Origin of the sequence: Alistipes sp. D31t1_170403_E11 (genome assembly GCF_015553985.1) — a bacterium.
Classification (GTDB): Bacteria; Bacteroidota; Bacteroidia; order Bacteroidales; family Rikenellaceae; genus Alistipes; species Alistipes montrealensis.
In genome coordinates this window covers 433,731-453,196 of the sequence record NZ_JADNHQ010000001.1, presented here as the reverse complement: position 1 = coordinate 453,196, position 19,466 = coordinate 433,731, and the positions used below count along the sequence as shown (strand labels likewise).

13 protein-coding genes are annotated in these 19,466 nt (G+C 58.7%); all 13 read right to left on the bottom strand.

The window, feature by feature from the left end; all coding sequences use genetic code 11:
- Positions 1 to 149: 149 nt before the first annotated feature.
- Positions 150 to 899, bottom strand: a complete 750-nt coding sequence (locus tag I2E69_RS01770; RefSeq protein WP_195458430.1) for a LytR/AlgR family response regulator transcription factor — start codon at positions 897 to 899, stop codon at positions 150 to 152.
- A gap of 89 nt (positions 900 to 988) precedes the next feature.
- Positions 989 to 2,344 (bottom strand): RagB/SusD family nutrient uptake outer membrane protein, encoded by a 1,356-nt coding sequence (locus tag I2E69_RS01765; protein ID WP_195458429.1) that lies wholly within the window; start codon positions 2,342 to 2,344, stop codon positions 989 to 991.
- Between the two features lie 12 nt (positions 2,345 to 2,356).
- Entirely contained in the window at positions 2,357 to 5,716 is a 3,360-nt protein-coding gene (locus I2E69_RS01760) for a SusC/RagA family TonB-linked outer membrane protein (protein ID WP_195458428.1), read from the bottom strand.
- A gap of 149 nt (positions 5,717 to 5,865) precedes the next feature.
- On the bottom strand, positions 5,866 to 8,499 hold the full coding sequence (locus I2E69_RS01755; protein WP_229095326.1) for a zinc-dependent metalloprotease: 2,634 nt from the start codon (positions 8,497 to 8,499) through the stop codon (positions 5,866 to 5,868).
- 129 nt (positions 8,500 to 8,628) lie between these two features.
- Positions 8,629 to 10,161 (bottom strand): histidine kinase, encoded by a 1,533-nt coding sequence (locus I2E69_RS01750; protein WP_195458427.1) that lies wholly within the window; start codon positions 10,159 to 10,161, stop codon positions 8,629 to 8,631.
- A 72-nt stretch (positions 10,162 to 10,233) separates the two neighbouring features.
- The gene (locus I2E69_RS01745; protein ID WP_195458426.1) at positions 10,234 to 10,968 is read right to left on the bottom strand and encodes an SDR family NAD(P)-dependent oxidoreductase; all 735 of its coding nucleotides are present in this window, start codon (positions 10,966 to 10,968) and stop codon (positions 10,234 to 10,236) included.
- A 116-nt stretch (positions 10,969 to 11,084) separates the two neighbouring features.
- Positions 11,085 to 11,534, bottom strand: a complete 450-nt coding sequence (locus tag I2E69_RS01740) for a dCMP deaminase family protein (RefSeq protein ID WP_195458425.1) — start codon at positions 11,532 to 11,534, stop codon at positions 11,085 to 11,087.
- A 45-nt stretch (positions 11,535 to 11,579) separates the two neighbouring features.
- Positions 11,580 to 14,873 (bottom strand): preprotein translocase subunit SecA, encoded by a 3,294-nt coding sequence (gene secA / locus I2E69_RS01735; RefSeq protein ID WP_195458424.1) that lies wholly within the window; start codon positions 14,871 to 14,873, stop codon positions 11,580 to 11,582.
- A 195-nt stretch (positions 14,874 to 15,068) separates the two neighbouring features.
- Positions 15,069 to 16,022 (bottom strand): DUF2851 family protein, encoded by a 954-nt coding sequence (locus I2E69_RS01730; protein ID WP_195458423.1) that lies wholly within the window; start codon positions 16,020 to 16,022, stop codon positions 15,069 to 15,071.
- A 1-nt stretch (position 16,023) separates the two neighbouring features.
- Positions 16,024 to 16,344 carry a metal-sulfur cluster assembly factor gene (locus I2E69_RS01725; protein WP_195458422.1) on the bottom strand — a complete coding sequence of 107 codons (321 nt, stop codon included), beginning with the start codon at positions 16,342 to 16,344 and terminating at the stop codon, positions 16,024 to 16,026.
- A 3-nt stretch (positions 16,345 to 16,347) separates the two neighbouring features.
- Positions 16,348 to 16,764 carry a SufE family protein gene (locus I2E69_RS01720; protein ID WP_195458421.1) on the bottom strand — a complete coding sequence of 139 codons (417 nt, stop codon included), beginning with the start codon at positions 16,762 to 16,764 and terminating at the stop codon, positions 16,348 to 16,350.
- 146 nt (positions 16,765 to 16,910) lie between these two features.
- Positions 16,911 to 18,473, bottom strand: coding sequence for an alkaline phosphatase family protein (locus tag I2E69_RS01715; protein WP_195458420.1), 1,563 nt, complete (start codon positions 18,471 to 18,473; stop codon positions 16,911 to 16,913).
- Between the two features lie 23 nt (positions 18,474 to 18,496).
- Complete coding sequence (locus I2E69_RS01710) at positions 18,497 to 19,462, bottom strand: GSCFA domain-containing protein (protein ID WP_195458419.1); 966 nt, start codon at positions 19,460 to 19,462, stop codon at positions 18,497 to 18,499.
- Between the last annotated feature and the right edge of the window lie 4 nt (positions 19,463 to 19,466).

The following is a 19,466-nucleotide window of genomic DNA, read 5'->3' as shown; positions in this document are numbered from 1 at the left end:
CCTCGAACGGGGCGAATGGAATGTACCTCAAGTACTATCCATCCGCCCCGTTCTTCACGATGCGCGAAACTCATTCGCTTAAAATCAAAAATTGCAGGGATAATCCGAAATCCGTTCTCAGACGGCCTATGATCGTATGGTCCGGAGCGTTACCGGTTGAGCCATTGCCGGAAATCCTGTGCCCGGTCGGTGCTGACGAACGCCTCCTCGCCTTCGGCGAGGGGTGGATTGAGCACCACCTTGATCCGGCTGCCCGAGTAGCGGATCATCTCCCGGATCGAGTCGAATGCGATGATAAAGCGGCGGTTGATGCGGAAAAAGAGGTTCGGCGGCAGTTTTTCACCCACCTCGGTCAGCGTGCGGTCGACGATGTAGTCCTTTCCGTCGTGCGTCACGAGGTGAAGGTATTTGCCGTCGGCCATGAAGTAGGCGATCTCGGCCGTGGTGACCGATTTCATCCGGGCGCCCATGTGTACCAGGAAGCGTTCCTGATAAACCGGAGACACCAGTGTCGGGCCGTCAGGCTCCGCAGACGGGCTTCCCCCCCCCGATAGTAGTCCCAGCTTATCGATCGCGCGTTGCAAATCGTCGCGTCCGAAGGGTTTCAGCAGGTAGTCGATGCCCTTGTTCTCGAAGGCTTTCAGGGCGTAGGAGTCGTAGGCCGTGATGAAAATGACGGGTACGGTGATGTCTGTGCGTTCGAAGATGTCGAATCCGCTGCCGTCTTCGAGGTGTATGTCCATGAAAATCAAGTCGTGACTGACGCCGGTGATGACTTTGGCAGCTTCCGCCACCGATGCGGCCGTAGCGACGACCTCGATTTGCGGCGCAACTTCCGCGAGCGTCGTGCGCAATTCGGCGACCGACAGCGGCTCGTCCTCTATGATAATGGCTTTCATGACGCGTAAAATTACAAAAAAAACAGTCCGGTGCAAAAACCGGACTGTTTTTTCATCGCGCCCCCGCAGGGCCGCCGGATTCACCGTTGCTAATTGTTCAGCTCGGGATTGCTGTCGATGGCCGACTGCGGGAAGGGCAGTGTATAGCGCGAGTCGTTCTCGACCAGCGATACGGTCTGGTCTCCGTACTTGTGGACGATGGCCGGCCGGGTCGTGCGGCGCAGGTCCATCCAGCGGTGTCCCTCTCCGACCAGTTCGCGGGCACGCTCGTCGGCGATTTCCGCACGTAACTGCTCGGCGTTCATCGCTTCGACCTTCGTGCGCTCGGCGTCCATCGCTTCGGGCTTCAGCCGGTTGGCCTTCAGGGTGAGCAGGTACGTCTTGGCGTTCTCCAGTTCCGCCGGGAGATACGAACCCGCTTCGGCGGCGATCAGGTACATCTCGGCGATGCGGATCGACACGCGGTCCGACGACGAACGGTCGGGAACGTAGCCGACGGTGGAGGTGTTGTAATCGGTCACTTTTTTGAGGTACGCACGGCGATTGTCGTTCGCCTCGTCGAACAGTGCGAGCAGGTGTTCCGAGAGGAACCCGGCATTGCGCAGGTCGCCGGCTGCTCCGCTGAAAGGCCGTTCCCAGGCCATGATCATCTCTTTCGACGGGGCTTTCCACGGCAGGCTGTCGGCCTTCGGAGGATTGTTCAGGTCCACGAGTTCGTATTCGGGCAGCAGCGACGCCGACAGGTCGTATGCCTCCTGCCAGTCGCGCATGTAGAGCTTTACGCGCGCCTTGAAAGCCGTGAGCGCATGCTTCGAGAACCGGTAGTTGTAGTTCGTTTCCTGTTTTTCGACCTCCATCAGCCGTTCGGAAGCGGTGATGTCGTCGAGTATCTGCCCGTAGACGGCGGCGACGTTCGAGGGACGGTATTTCTGTTCGATGTCGATCTCCGGGGCCAGCGGCACGGTGCGGTCCGTGGCAGCCGTTTCCGGGTTGTAGGGTGCACCGTAGAGGTTCACCAGGTCGAAATACGAATAGGCACGCAGTGCATAGGCCTCAGCCATGATCTGTTCGTTCGATTCCTCGGAATCCTTGTCGGCGTCCAGTATGTCGTCGATCACGGCCTGGGCCTGGAAAATGGCCCGGTAGTAGTCCCTGTAAGGATACTCTTTCATCTGGCGGCCGTAGTCCCAGCGGTAGTTGTAGGAGAGTGCCATGCCTACGCTGGCCTCCCAGATGGTTCCTTCGTAAAAATATCCGGCCTCGTCGGAGAGCAGTCCCGTGTAAGTTTTCGAGTCGAAATAGGGAAAGCGGAAATAGCCCTCGGTGAGCAGAGCCCGGAATTCGGATGTCTTATGGGGTATGACTTTGCCCACAGGCTCTATTTCGAGGTAATTGCAGGAGGCAAGACCCAGTGCGAGGAGTAGGATATATGCTGTTTTTTTCATAATTGCCAAGTGTTAGAAAGTGATGTTGAGGCCTACCGAGTAGGTGCGTGCTATCGGCTGTGCGTAGATGTTGCCATAGGTCTCGGGGTCGAAATAGCCGTCGTAATTGGTTGCAATTACAAACGGGTTGCGGGCCTCGAAATGAACGCGCAGCCCCGACATGTGGAGTTTGCGGGTGATTTTTTCCGGGAAGGCGTAGCCCAGGCGGATGCTGTTCACACGGAAGTAGTTCATCTTTTTCTGCCAGATGTCGAGGTTGTTGAAGAACGACGTCTCGCTGGGAGGATAGTTCGCCATGATCCACCTCATGACACGGTAGGGATCGGGATTCTCGGCCCATTCGCTCCATTCCGAACCGTCGGCCTGCATGTTGCCGACAATGGCGGGATACCGGCCCGAAGGGTTCGAGGGCGACCACACCTGCAGCATGTCGGTCGTGTAGTTCTGCCCCGGGTTGACTGCCGTGGGATTGTAGAAGGGCGAACGCATGACGTTCTGTCCGAAGACGAAATTACACGAAATCGCCAGATCGAAGTTGTGGAAATAGAACCGGTTGTTAAAGCCTCCCGTTACCGACGGGTTCATCGAACCCGAGTAGGTCAGCCGCGAGCGGACATCCTTCTGCGATATGTCCATTGCGGGCGAATACCAGGCGATGCCATAGGGGTCTTCGAGGCGGAAGTTCACGAACTCCTGGAGCGAGACCTTCTCTCCGTCCTTCCAGAACATCGGGATGCCGTACTCGTCGAGTCCGGCGGTTTTGATCGTGAACAGCGCACTCGACGAATATCCCTGCACCGAGGGGGTCCAACTGTCGTCGTCGATGCGGATTTTCTCCACCTTGTCGGTGTTGTGGGCGAGGTTGATCTGGGTCTCCCACCGGAAATTCTGCGTGCGGATATTCACGGTATTGAGGGTGAATTCGACGCCGCGGCTCGATATTTCGCCGTAGTTGCTCGACGTGGATGTGAATCCCGTTTCCGAGGGAATCGTGCGCGTGGTGATCAGGTTCTCGCTGCTCCGGCCGTAGAGTTCGAACGTGAAGCCGAGGCGATTTTCGAAAGCCGAGAAGTCGAGCGCCGTGTTCCACGAATAGGTCGTCTCCCAGCGCAGGTTCTGGTTGGGCGGCGAGGTTACGTCGATGCGGTCCTCGTTCACGTTGCCGATGGTCGTATTGGCCCACGTGCCGAGGATGTAAGGCGATGTCGTACGGTCGATATTGCCCTGAACGCCGTAAGAGGCCCTCAGGCGCAGGTTGTCGAGCCACCGGGCGTCGCGCAGGAACTTCTCGCGGTTGATGCTCCAGGCTCCCGAAACGGACCACATGGGGTTGAACTTGTACTTGGGGTCCACGCCGAAGAGGTTCGTACCGTCGTAACGCATCGAGCCGAAGAAGGTGTATCGGCTGTCGTAGGTGTACGATCCGGTGAAGAAGTAGGACAGGTAGCGGTTTTCGTAGAACGATTTGAGGTATTGCTGGTAGTTTTTGTCGTCGACGTATTTGCTCCCGTCGGGGAAATTCACCGGCTTGGAGGTCATGGTTTTATGGTCGTAACCGAAGCCTTTGGTGTGTATGGTCGTACTCGTTACGCCGCGCATCTCCAGACCGGCCATCAGGTCCAGCTCGTGCTTTCCGCCGTAGGTGCCCGAATACTCGGCCTGTGCTTTCCAGTTGTACTGCGACAGGTCGCCGTTCCAATTCTGGATGATGCCGCCCTGGGGCAGGAACGACTCCCCGTCGTAACGCGATTTGTGGTTGTATTTGCGTGTGAAATAGGTGTTCTCCTGCGCCATCTTCTCGGTCATCGAATTGTCGACCTGCAAACCGAACTGCGTGTAGAGTTTAAGTCCTTTTACCGGCGTGTAATCGAGGTCGAAAATCGTTTTGATCGACCGGGTTTTGAGCGTGTACTCCGTGCGGGCGCGCTCTTCGAGGTAGTTGAAGTCCAGAATGGTCTCCTCGTTGCCGAGGTTGTAGGTCATGTCCGGGTCGTAGATGTAACTGCCGTCGGCGTTGTAGGCATTCAGGTAGGGGTTTACCGAACGCGTGTAACGCGAAGGGTTGGTGAATACGTCCGTATCGGAGACATACGAATCGTTCTTGTTCTGTCCCACGAACACCGAAGCGCCGAAACGCAGGTTCTTCAGCAGGTCGTAGTCGGTCTTCAGCGTGAGGTTCAGACGCTCGAAGCCCGTTCCGACGGTCGTTCCCTGCTCGTTGTAGTAACCGCCCGAGAAGTAGTAGCTGGCCTTGTTGCCGCCGCCCGAGAGGCTGATGCTGTACTGTTGGTTGAGGGCCACGCGGTAAATCTCCTTACCCCAGTCGGTTCCGTTCTTGCGCAGGGCGTTGATCTGCGCTTGTGTCTCGGGCGAGAGCGAAGAGAACGATCCGCCGTTGATGAGCAGGCCTCTTTCGCCCGCCTTGTCCAGGATGCGGGCCACGCCGCCCATGTTTTTCATGTAGTCCAGCGTGCCGTTCGCCGCCAGCCCCAGTTCCAGGTCTACCTTCTGCGAAGCGTTCATCAGGTTGAGTTTCTCCAGGTTGGGACGGTCCGTTACAAACAGCGATGCCGAAACGTTGACGCGCGTCGCCTGGTTGCGGGCTCCTTTCTTGGTGGTGATGATGATGACGCCGTTGGCCGCGCGCGCTCCGTAAATGGCCGTTGCCGCGGCGTCTTTCAGGATGGTGATGTCTTCGATGTCCGACGGGTTGAGGCCCGCGATCGACATGTTGTAGAGGTTGTCGATGTTCTCCTTCGACGACCAGTCCGACGGGATGTCGTTGCCTTCGAGGGGCATGCCGTCCAATACCCACAACGGGTCGGTGTTGCCGTTCAGCGTTACGGTGCTTCGGATTTTGATTTTGCTGGCCGCACCGGGACCGCCCGTGGTGGGGGTCGATACGAGACCGGCGATCGAACCCGAGAGCATCTCGTCGACGCTCGCCACGCCGTCGCGCGAGATGTCCGACATCTTGACGTTCGAGATCGACGAGGTCAGCTTGCGCTTTTCGATGCGCTGGTATCCGGTCACCACTACGGCATCCACCTTGTTTTCCGATGCCGAGAGATAGATCGTAAAGTTGCTCTTACCCGAAATATCGAGTGTCTGCGCCTCGTATCCGAGGTAGCTGACTACGACTTTCTTGACGCTCACGGGCAGTTTGAAGGCGAAACGCCCCTGCTCGTACGCGATGGTTCCCTGCGGGTTGTAGTCTTTGGCCTGGGTCTCCTCGGGCGCGATGAAGACAGTAGCGCCCACGAGCGGCGCTCCGTCGGCGCGGTCGAGCACCTGGCCCGAAATCTGCCGGGTTTGCTGTGCGAGAGCGAACAGCGGACAGACCAGAACGAATAGCGTAAGGAATTTTTTCATATTACAAATATAGATGTGTTTGAGTTGTTTATCTATTAAATCGAAGTTGTTTTCTGTGTATTTGTTTGGAATTGTAACCTGTTTAAGTCTCCCCTTAGTTGCTTCAAAGCCGTCTTTCCGGATGGAAGACGGCTTTGAAGCTCTGAGGTTTATAACATTCGCAAGGCTTCTTTCAGCCTTAATTCCAAATCCCGGTAATGGTTGCGGGTCGCCTGGTCGCCGCTTTCGAAGCGGCCCCGGACAATTGTCAGCAACCTCCGCATTTCAGCCCGCTTGGCCGATGTCGTCTCGCTCACACGCTGCATCATGTCGTAGTTGCGCGCCGTCCGCAATTCCAGTTCCTCGGGTCTCGGCAGCGGTTCGAGGGCCAGTTCGGGAGCGTCCTGCATCAGCGAGCATGTGCATCCGCGCCCGTCGTGTGCGTGGTCGTGGAGCGTTGATCCCAATTTGGTGGTCTTCACCATCGTCAGGTTCGACGAGACGATCAGTGCGTCGACGTAGTTCTTCTGGCTCATCCGCTCGTAGAGCGAGAGCGTACGGCCGCCGGGACGGATGAAGACGGCGCGTGTGATGTCGTCCAGCATCTGCTCGGGCGTGTAGGTCTTCGCCCCGCGTCCCTGCCGTGCCTCGACTTCGTACATGCGTACCAGCCGCTGGTCGGCCAGCAGTTCGTAATAGGTCTTATACTGGAGTTCGCGCGCAAAATTGTAGGGCGCGTATTCCATCTGTCCCACGGGCGACATACGCTGCGCATAGGCCTTATCCCACGCTTTGGCGTTGAACAGCCATTCGGGGGTGATGAACACCTCGTCGATCAGGTATTTGACGCTCTTGCGCTGGTAGTCGGCCGGAACCGGTACATAGCGGTCGATGTCGTGGCCCGCAACGACGTTGTTGAGATAAAATCCGCCTACGTTGGTCTTCACGTGGTCGGCATAGGTCAGCCATTGGAAAACAATGGCCATCAGGAACCGGCCGCCTTCGTATTGCAGTTTGCCGTCCTCCGAGCTCCAGTCCGTCACATGGGGGATGATGCGCCGGAGGTTCTTTATACCGTATGTGCTGGCCTCGACGGCGTCGTTGCTCAGGTCTTCCGACTGCGAGCGGGGATCGATGCCCTCGCGCGACTGTTCGCCGTACCAGTATTCGGGATCGTTTTCGTGCTCGCGCAGCCAGGCGTTGAGCGTCGGCAGTTCCTCGTGCGGGTCCTTTACGTCGAGCCAGCGGTAACCCCAGTTGATGGCATGCTTGTCGTAGGTTCCGATCTTGGGCGTCAGTTGCGTGATTCCGTCCTCGGGCTGCGCCACGTAGTTGAAACGGGCGTAGTCCATGATCGAACTGGCCGTGCCGTTCGCCGCGGTGTAGGTCTTCGAGCGGAGCGAATCCACCGGCACGGCGTACGAAGCCCCGAAGTTGTGCTTCAGTCCGAGGCTGTGCCCCAGCTCGTGCGACGAGACGAAACGCACGGCGTTGCCCATCAGCTCCGTCGGCAGCGTGTTGCCGCGCGCCGCAGGGTCTACGGCGCCGGTCTGCAATCGGATCCAGGCCTGGAGGATGCTCATTACGTTGTGCCACCAGATAATGTCGGCTTCGATGATCTCGCCGCTGCGCGGGTCGATCACCGAGGGACCCATGGCGTTGGCCATCTCCGATGCGGCGTAAGTCACCACCGAGTAGCGCACGTCGTCGATGTCGAACTCCTTGTCATTGGGATCGACCTCTTTGGCTACGATGGCATTCTTGAAGCCTGCGGCCTCGAAGGCCTCCTGCCACTCGACGATACCTTTCTTGATGTAGGGAACCCATACGGGCGGGGTCGCCGGGTCGATCCAGAGCACGATCGGTTTTTTAGGTTCCACCAATTCTCCCTGCTTGTAGCGTGCTACGTCTTCGGGTTTCGGCTCCAGCCGCCAGCGGTTGATGAACGCCCGCTCTTCGGCCTTCTGCTGTTTGTCGTTGAAATAGAGGTGTCCGATTTCGAAATATCCTACCCGGTCGTCCGAGAAACGGGGACGCATCGGCTCCTTGTCCAGCAGCACGAGGTTCGAGGTGATGTCCACGGTCAGGGGAATCGTGGTTCCCTCTTCGGTATGCGAGGTCGAGAGGAGCGACTTGACGATGATGTTTTCGGGGAATGACTTGACGGATTCGATCTTCGAAAGCTCCTTCTTGGGCGAGCCGGGCAGTCCGATCGCGCCGAAAACGTTGTTGAAACTCTTCTCGCTGCCGTCGAAGACCTTGTTTACCTTGATGACCACCGTCGTAGAGTCCGGGTTGTAGGCCTCGATCGGAAACTGTTCGATCGCCGTTTCGCGGTAGTTGTCCTTCACCGAACGGGTGATGCGGTCGCCTTCGGGCGAGGTGATGCGCGGGTCGTAGGTCATGACCCATACCTTTTTATAAAGGGTGTCTTTGCGGAAACGCACGATCTTCTCGCCGTAACCCATCCCTTTGTTGACGCCTGCGTCGTTCAGGACGTAGGGGACGCCCGATATCTTGTTGACGATCAATATTTCACGTCCCATCAGCGAGTCGGGAATCTCGAACCAGAAATCCGTGCCTTTGCGATGTACGTCGAACATACCCTTATCGGTCACGGCGCCTTTCAGCAGTGCTTCGTAACCCTTCTTGTCCTTTTTGGTCGTGTCGGCTTTCTCGGCTGCGGCTTCGGTTTTCTTCGACTTGCGGCCCGGTTTGCCCTTCGCTTCGGCTGGCGAGGCCGTCAGCAGGAAGAGCGCCGCGAGTGCAAGCATCGTTCCGGTCAATCGTCTTTTATTCATCATTTATTATTGCAGTTTTTGTTGCGGATATACAAAATCCGCAGGATGCAATAATAGAATTTAATTTTTTTAAAGAAAAGTGATCGGGGGCGAATGCCCCGATTGGGGGAGTGAATGCCGCGATTAGGCGGATTACTTTTCGGGCGGCAACAGCGGTAACCGGCAATTGAAGGTCCCTTCGCCGGCCGAAATCGTGATGTTTTCCTCGGTGTAGAACCGGTAGACCGAACGGATGCGCTCCAGCCCCACGCCCAGCGATTCCGCATTGCGGTCGTTACGCGGGGTGTAGTTGTTCTCGATCACGAGGCTTTCTCCTTCGGTGCGGATGCGGATATGCAGCGGATTGCTGCCCGTGATGCTGTTGTGCTTGACGGCGTTTTCAACCAGCGTCTGGAGGCTCATCGAGGGAATCCGCCAGTTGCGCAGCGCGGGGTCGATGGCCGTGGTAAGTTCGATACGGTTGTCGAAACGGATTTTTTGCAGCGTGTAATACTGCCACGTGAAATCGATCTCTTCGGAGAGTGTCGAAAGTATCTGCTTGCGGCGTTCCAATACCCGGCGGTAGACGCGCGAAAGGGTGAGCGTGAACTCCCGGGCCTGGTCGGGGTTGCAGCGGATCAGCGCATAGAGCGAATTGAGCGAGTTGAACAGGAAGTGCGGATCGATCTGCTCCAATACCTGTTGCAGGTGTAACTGCTCGGACTCCCGTTCCGAAAGGCGGCGCAGGTCGTATTCGCGGCGCCAGCGACGCTGAGCCACGGCGAGCAGCACGGCGAAGAACAGCACCGAGATCACGGCTGTGAGAATCGTGTAGAAATGGAAATCGTCGACCTCCTGCTCGATGACCAGCCGCGGGATGCCGATGCCGGCCACCCAGCGGCGGCCGCTTATCTGAATGGGGTAGTAGATGCGTTCCTCGTCGACGCTGAGGTAGTCCGAAACCGCGTAGACGGAGACCCGTTTTCCGGTGGCTATAACCTCCCGGAATGCCGTCAGTCCGGTCGAATTGCTCGCCGGGAGGCCCAGTTTCAGGCTGTCGGGGTGGTAGACGATCACTCCTTCGGGATTGAACAGGGTGGCATAACTGCTGCTGGCCGGGCTCTGCGTCATGTAGGCATAGATCTCCGGCAACGGGAAATCGACGCCGCAAATGTGCTTGCGGCCCGACTGGTCCGTCACGCGGCAGGCCATGCTCCAGACCTGGACCTCCCCCGAGCCGCTGACGCGGCTGCGGATCGAGTCGCCGCCTGCCCCGGCGATGAGTTGCTGCCTGAAATCCGTGGCGGCCTCCGTGGTCCGGGGCTCATCGCTGCGTGGATAGCTGCGGATCGTACGACTCCCCGGCTCCGTGAACCAGACGCATCCCGCTTTCGGATCGAGCTGCATCAGTGTCGCCGCGAGTACGCGTAACTCGGCCTCCGTCGGTGCGGTATGCGTACGCATGAATTGCGCCGAGGCGTCCAACACCTCTTCCGAACGTTTGAATTCGACTTGCAGCAGCCTGCAATGGTATTCGCTGATCTGCATGACGATGCGGTCGCTCATCTGCACGGCCATGCCGTTGATGATGCGCCCGGTGACTACGATGCCCGCCACGAGCAGGAACAACAGAATCGTTCCCGTCACCAGAAGCCGCCCTTTGGGTGTGTGTCGCCGTCGTGCCATGCGGAACAAATGTAATGATTTTTTCGGCCCTGTTGCGAAAAACCCCGCGGAAATCTTCCTGCGGGGTTTTACTCAGTCGTTTTTGCGTATTTTCAGCCGTTCCCAGAGCCACTCCGGAATCAGTTTCCAGAAGAAGACCAGCACGGCGTAGCGGCGGTCGATGACCACGCGGCGGCGCGGATGCCGCAGGACGTGCATGATGCGCGCTGCGACTTTTTCCGTGTGCATCAGCATCGGGTAGTGTCCGTCTCCGGCCAGTAGCGGCGTTGCGACGAATCCCGGACGGATGTCCGTAAACCGGATGCCGTATCCCTCCATGCGGGAGAGCTGCGCCAGCGCGTCGATATAGGTGTTCTGCATCCGTTTGGTCGCCGAATAGGCCGGGGCCGTCCCGAGCCCCTTAGTTCCGGCGATCGAACTGATGACGGCTATGCGCCCGCCTCCGTGTCCGCGGAAATAGCCGAAGGCTGCCGTGACCATCCGCACGAATCCTTCGCCGTTGGTGCGCAGGGTCGCGATTTCGATGTCGGGCCGTAACTCGGTATTGCGGCTGCCGATGCCCGACGCATGGAAATAGATGTCCATGCCGCCCAGGCGTTCGGTCAGCCGGGCGAGAAGCTCGGGAGCATCGTCGCGGGTGATGTCCATCGACTGAATTTCCACTTGTGCAGGCGCTTCGGCGCGGAGCGCTTCGAGGGCTTCCGTACGGCGCCCTGCCGCTCCGACCCGCCATCCTGCGAGGATCGATAGCCGTGCCACTTCGAGCCCGATGCCCGACGTGGCGCCTACGATGACGATTCGTTTCATACCGCTTTGTTTTTCGGTTTTTGCCTACCTAAATATACAATATGTATGCGGGATATGCAAATTTTCGCCACGGATCCATAAAAAAGCGGAGCGCCGTTTCCGATGCTCCGTTTTTACTAGTCCTGCTTCTCCTTTTGCCCCAGTTCGCACTGCACGCATTCGATGCCTACGCGGCGCAGCAGGTTCAAACCCTCTTCCGAACGGTAATCGTCCGAATAAACCACCCGCTTGATGCCCGCCTGGATAATCAGTTTCGAACATTCGATGCAGGGCGCCGCCGTGATGTAGAGCGTCGAGCCGTTGCAGTTGTTGGCCGACTTGGCGACCTTCGTGATGGCATTGGCCTCGGCATGGAGCACATAGGGCTTTGTGCGGCCCTCTTCGTCCTCGCAGATATTCTCGAAGCCCGACGGAGTGCCGTTGTAACCGTCTGAAATAATCATCTGGTCCTTGACGATCAGCGCTCCTACCTTGCGGCGTACGCAGTATGAATTTTCAGCCCAGATGCTTGCCATGCGCAGGTAGCGCAGGTCCAACTGGTATTGTTTCTCCTCGTTGTAAGCCATATTCCGTATTCTTTATCCGCGAACTCCCCTCAAAGGCGTGCCTTGTTACATGCCTTTGCCGTGGCAGTTCTTGTACTTCTTACCCGAGCCGCAGGGACACGGATCGTTGCGTCCGGCTTTTTTCTCGACGTGCATGGGCATCGGTTTCTGCTGCTCCTGCTGTCCGGCCTGCGCTGCGGCCTGCATGCGCGAGGCCTGCAACTTGTTGACATCGACCTTGGCGCGCTCCTGCTGCTGGCGCTGTACAGCCTCGGCATTCTGGTCGCGCACGGGGATGTAGGCCTTGTTCAGGATAGCCAGCACGTCGCGGTTGACCTTGATGATCATTTTCGAGAACAGTCCGAACGATTCGAACTTGTAGATCAGCAGCGGGTCTTTCTGCTCGTAGGTGGCGTTCTGCACGCTCTGGCGCAGGTCGTCCATCTCGCGCAGGTGCTCACGCCATGCGTCGTCGATGGTGGTGAACATCACCACTTTCGAGAATACCTTGTAGATTTCCGCCCCGTCCGTATTCTGGCATTTCAGCAGGTTGACCGGCACGTTGTAGCCCAGGTGTCCGTCGGTCAGCGGGAAGTAGATGTTCGAATCCAACTGATCCTTGCGGTCCTCGTAGATGCGTTCCATGACCGGACGCACCGTATCGGCTACGGCTTTCGCACGGCGTGCGTAAGCCTCCTTGAGCGCTTTGACGATCGCCTCGACCAGTTCGCCGGGCTTGGCATCCTTGTAGGTCGCCTCGTCGATCTCCGGCTCGACGGCCACGTCGCGGATCAGCTCCATGCGGAAGTCTTCGAATTCGATGCCGCGGTTTTCCTCGACGAAGTTCTCGGCGTAGTCGTACATGATGTTGTTCAGGTCGATCTCGATCCGCTCTCCGTAGAGTGCGTGGCGGCGGCGGGTGTAGATCACCTCGCGCTGCGAGTTCATCACGTCGTCATATTCCAGCAGGCGCTTACGAATGCCGAAGTTGTTCTCCTCGACCTTCTTCTGGGCGCGCTCGATGGCCTTGGTCATCATGCCCGCCTGGATTACCTCGCCCTCTTTCAGGCCCATGCGGTCCATCATCGCGGCGATGCGGCCCGAACCGAACAGACGCATCAGGTCGTCTTCGAGCGATACGAAGAACTGCGACGATCCGGGGTCGCCCTGACGGCCGGCACGTCCGCGCAACTGGCGGTCGACGCGGCGGCTTTCATGGCGTTCGGTTCCGATGATCGCCAGACCTCCCGCGGCCTTCACCTCGGGCGTCAGTTTGATGTCGGTTCCTCGGCCGGCCATGTTGGTCGCGATGGTCACCTGCCCCGAGCGGCCGGCTTCGGCTACGACCTGCGCCTCCAGTGCATGCTGCTTGGCGTTCAGGACGTTGTGCTTGATGCCGCGGAGTTTGAGCATGCGGCTCAGCAACTCCGAAATCTCGACCGACGTTGTGCCGACCAGTACCGGACGGCCCGCCTCGACGAGCTTCACGATCTCTTCGATCACGGCGTTGTATTTCTCGCGCTTGGTTTTGTAGATCAAATCCTGGCGGTCGTCGCGAACCACCTTGCGGTTGGTCGGGATCACCACCACGTCGAGTTTATAGATGCTCCAGAACTCCGATGCCTCCGTTTCGGCCGTACCGGTCATACCGCCCAGCTTGTGGTACATACGGAAGTAGTTCTGCAGCGTAATCGTGGCGAAGGTCTGCGTTGCGGCCTCGACCTTCACGTGCTCCTTGGCCTCGATGGCCTGGTGCAGTCCGTCCGAATAGCGGCGTCCTTCGAGGATACGGCCGGTCTGCTCGTCGACGATTTTCACCTTGTTGTCCATCACCACATATTCGATGTCTTTCTCGAACATAGCGAAGGCTTTCAGCAACTGGATCACCGTGTGCACGCGCTCCGATTTGATCGAATAGTCGTTGATCACCTCGTCGCGCTTCTGCGCTTTCTCTTCGGCGGTCAGATTGCTTTTCTCCAGTTCGGCGACTTCGGCCCCGATGTCGGGCATCACGAAGAATCCGTCTTCGTTGAAGTATTTCGACAGCACCTCATGACCCTTGTCCGTCAATTCCACCGAGTTGAGTTTCTCGTCGATGACAAAATACAACTCGTCGGTGATTTCGGGCATGCGACGGTTGTTGTCCTGCATGTAGGTGTTTTCGGTCTTCTGCATCAGCGCCTTGACGCCCTGCTCCGAAAGGTACTTGATCAGCGGCTTGTATTTGGGCAGACCTTTGTGCGTCCGGTAGAGTTTCACGCCGCCTTCGTCGTTCTTGCCCTCCGAGATCAACTGACGCGCTTCGGCGAGCAGCCCCGTCACGAGGTTTTTCTGGAGGTTGTAGAGGTTCTCGATCGCCGGACGGTACTGCTCGAACATCTGGTCGTCGCCCTTGGGCACGGGACCCGAGATGATGAGCGGCGTACGGGCGTCGTCGATCAATACGGAGTCGACCTCATCGACGATGGCGAAATGGTGTTTGCGCTGTACGAGGTCCTTGGGCGATGAAGCCATGTTGTCGCGCAGGTAGTCGAAGCCGTATTCGTTGTTGGTTCCGAATGTGATGTCGGCCATGTAAGCCTTGCGGCGTTCGTCGGAGTTGGGCTGCGTATCGTCGATACAAGCCACCGACAGGCCGTGGAACTGGTACATCGGACCCATCCACTCGGAGTCACGCTTGGCCAGGTAGTTGTTCACCGTCACCATGTGCACACCCTTCTTGGCCAGTGCGTTGAGGAATACGGGGAGCGTCGCCACGAGGGTTTTTCCTTCACCCGTCGCCATCTCGGCGATCTTGCCCTGGTGGAGCACCACGCCGCCGAACAGCTGCACGTCGTAGTGGACCATGTCCCACTTCATGTCGTTGCCGCCGGCCAGCCAGTGATTGGCATAGATGGCCTTGTCGCCCTCGATGGTGACGAAATCCTTTGTCGCCGCCAGGTCGCGGTCGAATGCGTTGGCAGTCACTACGACCGTTTCGTTCTGGGCGAAACGGCGTGCCGTGTCCTTCATGATGGCGAAAGCCTCGGGCAGTATCCGGTCGAGCACCTCTTCGATCTTCTCGTCGATGCGTTTGGTGGTCTCGTCGATCTCTTTCGAAATCTTCTCTTTCTCTTCGAGTTGCGTTTCGGGCTTTTCGAGCAGGGCCTTCAGCTCGACGATGTGGGCTTCATCTGCGGCGATGAAATCGGCGATCTGTTTTTTCAGGTCCTCGCTGCGGGCGCGTAATTCGTCGTTCGAGAGTTTCTCGATCGAGGGATAGATGGCCTTGATCTTCTCCAGGTAAGGCTCGATCTGTTTGCGGTCCTTGTCGGCTTTCGAGCCGAAGAGGGCTTTGATGATACTTGCAACTATATCCATAATGCGTTTGTTGTTATTCGGGTTCGGGTTGTAAATCCTACAAAGATACTTATTTTTTGCAATTTGTCAATCTTCCGCCGGGCTTTTTGCATGCTGATCCTGCGGTCGGGGAGCGGCCAGTTTCCCGATGTCCGATTTCCAGGAGATGAACTCCTTGTGTTCCAGGATGTAGTTGATGGCGTTCATGGCAGGCGGTTATTTCAGGTTGTTCGGGTATCGTGCGATTCGCCGTCCGACAAAGCATTCTGCGCAGCGTTTCGCCGCGCAGTATTCGGTCGCCAACTGCAGCAGGGCCTGCGATTCGAAGGCGTTGCGCGGGCGTATCCCCGCCGCCTGCCACGCGCGCATGTAACGGTTGTCCTCGGCCGGCAGGCGTTCCAGCAGCGTGAGGGCGCTGTCGCGCAGCCGCTCGTTGCCGGTGTAGCTGCCGTAGGCGAATTGCAGGACCACGACGAGGTTGATTCCGATGATGTTGGCTTTGAACGCCCCGATGCGCTTGGGGCTTTCGTCACTCTCTGCACCGGGAATATGGTGCGTACGCCAGTAAGGCGATGCTTCGATCGAGAAAAGGCGGCGTATTTCCTCCTCCGTGCGGCAGGCCATGGCGCGTTCCATCACGAATTCGTCCTGCGCGAAGAACTCCGCGGCCTGCGCCAGCCGCAGCACGGGATGGTTGGCCGGGCGAATCTCCGTGAGCGCCCACTCCGAGGCGTCCATCGGTTCGATGTCGTACTTTGCCGCGAGGTATTCGAAACTGCGCCTCAGGTCGAGCGTATAGGTGTCGTTGCGGTAGAGTTCCAGAAGTCCCGAAGCTCCGAAGAGCATCGCTTCGACGGCGTGCGGCGCCAGTCGTTCGCGCAGTACGATTTTGTAGGGGACCTTCCGTGCCAGTCGCAGGTAGGCCTCCTGGTTCTGCCGGTCGCCCAGCGTGCGGAAATAGAGCAGGTAAAAGGTCTGGTTCCAGTTCTCGGAGGCTTCGCTGCGGAGCGCTTCGACCGTGTGCATTTTCCGCTGCAGGCGGTCGAAGATCAGTGCCGTGCCGATTTCGGTGCGTTGCAGTTCGTCGAGCGCGGCCAGGTATCCGCCGCAGGCGTAAGCCCCGGCTCCGGCCTTGAGCCGTTCGATCGTCCGTGCCTCCGCATCCGCCATGTCAGAACAGGTTGAGTTCCAGCAGCGCCTCTTCGGACATCATGCTCTTGTCCCACACGGGGTCGAACGTGAGGATGACGTTCACCGATTTCACGCCTTTGACCTTTCCGACCTGAATGTTCACGTCTTCGACGAGCATGTCGGCCATCGGGCAGTTGGGGGCCGTGAGCGTCATGCGGATGGTGGCCACGCCGTCGGGCGTGTAGTCGATTTCGTAGATCAGCCCCAGGTCGTAGATGTTGACCGGGATTTCCGGATCGTATATGTTCTTGAGGGTCGCGACGATGTCTTTTTCGACCTGCAATATCTCTTCGGGTGTCATGTCTTACTTGTTTTTGCTTGCGAATGCCAGGGCGTAGAGCCGCATCTGCTTGACCATCGCCACCAGTCCGTTGGCCCGCGTGGGCGAGAGGTTGGCCGCGAGGCCGATGGCGTCGATGAAGTAGAGTTCCGTGTCGAGAATCTCCTGCGGTGTGCGTCCGTTCAGTACGCGAATCAATAACGCGATAATGCCTTTGGTTATTATGGCGTCGCTGTCGGCGGCGTAATAAACCCTGCCGTCCTCCAGTCTGGCGTCGACCCAGACGCGCGACTGGCAGCCCTGGATCAGGTATTGCTCCGTGCGGTGCTCCGCCGCGATGGCCGGGAGCGTCTCGCTCAGGCCGATCAGGTAGTCGTATTTGTCGAGCCAGTCGTCGAATACGGAAAACTCTTCGATGATCTCCTCTTGTATGCTATCCATGGTATAACGTTTTTTATGGTCGTTTCTCTTCCGTGCGTCGTTGTCGCCACCCGTGGCGTCGTTTGCAAGTCTGACCCCGCCCCAAACCCCTCCCTCGGGAGGGCCTTATCGCATGCGACCGGGTTTCGGTCGAAATTACTCCTCGTTCATTCTGCAATTTCCTCCAAAACTCCGCCCTCCGAAGCCGCCGGTTCGCGCACGCCGGCAAGGCGTGCCAGCGTCGGGGCCACTGCCGTCATGTCCACGCGGCGTTTCACCCGCTGCGGACCTGCGCCTTTGCCGTAGAATACCAGCGGCACTTCGGTGTCGTAACCGTACATCGACCCCGACATCGACCAGCAGCGCTCCTGCTCCTCGATCCAGCCCGGCATGAGGTTCAGGATCACGTCGCCCGAACGGCGGGGATAGAAGCTGTTCTGCATCCGCCGCGCATAGCCGCTGCCGAAATAACTCGTCCGCATGGCCGTTGCGGCCAGCGCATGGGAAATGCCGCTGAACTGCATGGCGAAGATGGCCACTTCGTTCTGCACTTCGGCGAGGTTGAGGCCCCGCTCGTAGATCAGGTTGTGGTTGAGCCACACGCATTTGTCGCTGTATCCCACCACCCAGTCGCCCATGCCGTAACGGACGTTGAGGAATCCGTTGACGATAACCTCGAACTGCCGCGGGTTGAAGCGGTCGGCCTCGGCGGCCCCGGCGTCGAACGAGGGGCTGGTTCCGTGGTCGGAGGTGAGCACCACCATCGCGTTCCCGTCCTTGACCTGTGCGAATACGAAGGTCAGAAAGTCGGCCAGGTCGCGGTCCAGCCGGTAATACATGTCTTCGACTTCGACCGACTCGGGTCCGTAGGCTTCGCTGATGCGGCGCGGCGTGTCGAGGCAGATGTTCAGCAGGTCGGGGATTTTGTCGTCTCCGAGTTTATATTGGGCGATGGCTTGTTTGGCCAGTCCCAGCACCGCCGTGTTGCCTGCCGGGGTGTAGAGCAGGCGTTCGAAGTCGCTCCGCATTTTGAGGCGTCCCGCGCCGTTCCGGTCCTGCTCCTTTTTGTTCTTTCCGGCCAGTGCGATGTCGTAATTGCGGGTATTGAGGTAGCGCCCCCGCTCTAAGAGCGTGCGCCACTCGTTGGCGATGTACGAAAGGTTGTAGCGTTCGCGGTTGCTGCGGGCGATCCATTCGGGAACCTCTGCGGCGTAGTAGGGCGAAGTCACCCAGTCGCAGCGCGCGGAATCGAGCCAGAACACTTCTCCGCAGTGCCCGGCCATCACCACGGCCGAGACGGCTTCCGGGGCGATCGTGACCGAACGGCTGCCCGGGGCGTGCTGCAACAGCGTTTCCGAGAGCGTCGGGGCGATCAGGTGGTAGGCGCCGGGGCCTTTGCGGCCTGCGGTCAGTTCGACGACCTTGTTGGTGGTGTAGTCGACCCAGCGCGAACCGATCACGCCGTGCGTCGAGGGCATGGCCCCCGTGGTGAGCGTGGCCAGCGAGACGGGCGTGGTGGTTTGCAGGTAGTCGTAGCGGCTGTCGGCGTAGACCGTGCCGCCCTCCGTGAGGCGCCGGAAACCGCCTTCGCCGAAGTTTTCGGCGTAGCGGTCGAGGTCTTCGCCGCGCATCGAGCCGACGACGATCTGGACGATCAGCCGGGGCTGCGCCGCGGCGCTCTGGAGTGCCGCCAGGGCGGCTATGGCATATACGAATAGTTTTTTTGTCATTGTGCGATGAATTGGCCGCAAATTTACGAATTTATTTCGAGACATCGGCGGAAATACGCCGTTTCCGCCCGAAAATCGATGTCGGAAAGTGCGGCGATCCGTTCCAGTTGGCGGCGGCAGAAGGCGCGGTGGGCTTCGCTCTGCGGATTGCGGGGACGGTGGGCGGCCGCCGCAACGATCGCCTCGACCTCCGGAAGCAGCCGCAGGGCTTCGTCCGTCAGGGCTGCCGGAGCGAATTTCTCCCAGATGTAGGCAATGGCCTGCGGCGCGGGGTGTACCAGGTCGTCGGCATAAAAACGATAGTCGCGCAAGTCGTCGGTAAGTATTTCGAATGCAGGGAAATAGACGACGCACTTAAACCTTTCGGTCAACTGCTCGGCGGCCAGCCGCAGCGTCGCTTTGCTTGCGGCGTTGCCGGACAATCCGTCGCCGATATGTCGTACAGGACTGACCGTCAGGATGATCTGTTTCCCGTTGAGCGGCCCTTCGATCAGCCCTGCAAATGTTTCCACGATTTCATCTACCGAAAGCCGTCTTCTGGTAAATTCCGCGGCGGGCCGGCGGTGGCAGTTGGCAACTACCTCTCCCGCGTGCTCGTAGACCCATGCCGTGCCGAAGGTGAGGATCACGCGGTCGGCCGCGCGGAGCGCTTCGGCTCCGGCCTGTCGCGCGGCGTTCATCTTTTGCAGTGCCTCGTCGGCTGTCGGGGCCGAGAAATCGCCGTGGAATCCGAAATGATGCCACAAACCCTCCCCGAATCCCAGTTCGCTGTGTACCACGGGTGCGGGGGCAGCGTAACTATGGATCGTCGCAGCGATCGAAAGCGGGTTGAACAGGATGCCCGAAGGGTTTTTCACGACCCGGAATTTGGCTCCCGTGAGCTTTTCGGCGATGTGTGCCGCGAAGCACGAACCGAGCGTCAGTGTCCGGTTTTCATAGCCGATTTTCACCCCGAGGGGCGCCATTTCGATTTCGGTGCGGAATTTCATACGA